We start from the raw sequence: 530 nt of genomic DNA, 5'->3' as shown, positions 1-530 counted from the left end.
CCTGGCCCTGCTGTTCCGCCGCCCCGAGGCGGCCCGGCTGCGGGCCGAGGCCGAGGAGCTGCGCGCCCAGGCCGCCGCCGAGGCCGACCGGGTGCGCGGCGAGGCCCGCCGCCAGGCCGTGGTCCAGATCGAGGAGTCGGCGAAGAACGCCGAGGAGCTGCTCACCAAGGCCAAGGCCGACGCGGACGAGCTGCGCGCGGGTGCCGCCGGGGAGATCGAGCGGCTGCGCGAGCAGGCCCAGGAGCAGGCCGCCGAGACCCAGGGCCGGGCCGAGCAGACCCTGACCCGGGCCCGGGCCGAGGCCGGGAAGATCACCGAGGCCGCCGAGCAGCAGGGCCAGGACGCGCTCGCCGCCGCCAAGGCCGCGGCCGCCGAGAACCGGTCCGCCGCCGAGCGCGAGACCGCCGAACTCCGGCGCGACGCAACCGAGTTCGACCAGCGGGTGCGCGCCGAGGCGACCGCCGCGGCGGAGGCCCTGACCACCGAGGCACAGGCCGAGGCGAAGGCCGTCCGGGACGCCGCGGTGGCCG

1 pseudogene is annotated in these 530 nt (G+C 79.2%); it reads left to right on the top strand.

The annotated features are described in order from the left end of the window. A pseudogene (locus tag AE652_RS42870) lies at positions 1-530 on the top strand (hypothetical protein); the annotation flags it as partial.

Origin of the sequence: Kitasatospora sp. MY 5-36, from assembly GCF_001182915.1 — a bacterium.
In the GTDB taxonomy this organism is placed as follows: domain Bacteria; phylum Actinomycetota; class Actinomycetes; order Streptomycetales; family Streptomycetaceae; genus Kitasatospora.
This window is presented reverse-complemented; position numbering and strand designations above follow the sequence as displayed.